At 66.2% G+C, this 373-nt stretch carries 1 pseudogene; it reads right to left on the bottom strand.

Annotated elements, in window-relative coordinates:
* Positions 1-346 (bottom strand): annotated as a pseudogene (locus tag D9V41_RS16810) (conjugal transfer protein); the annotation flags it as partial.
* Positions 347-373: the final 27 nt, after the last annotated feature.

Here is a 373-nt window from a genome sequence, read left to right on the forward strand (position 1 = left end):
TGTAGAGGTTGGGAAGTTCGTTCCAGCGGCAGACGTTGGCGGCCTCGTCGAGCACCGCCACCATGGGAGTTCCTAGCCGCCCTCCGGGTAGTGACTTGGCCGTGTGCTCGGCCGCCTCGCAGACCGCGACGGTCAACGCCGTGACCAGGGGTCCGGCGTTCCCGCGTCCCTCTTTCGACAGCGAATAGAGCGTGTCCGAGCTGGTTGCGAACGCTACGGGGTCGAACTGCGGTTTTCCTGGCTGCGGCGTCACCCAATGGGTCGCCTCCGCATTTGTGAGAAACGAGACGAGCTGCTGAGCGGTGCCGTAGACACCGGCACGCTGCTTGTCCGGAGCGTTGACCACGCCGCGCACCGCTGCTGCCGGGAGGGT

The organism is Aeromicrobium phragmitis, from assembly GCF_003674095.1.
GTDB classification, from domain to species: Bacteria; Actinomycetota; Actinomycetes; order Propionibacteriales; family Nocardioidaceae; genus Aeromicrobium; species Aeromicrobium phragmitis.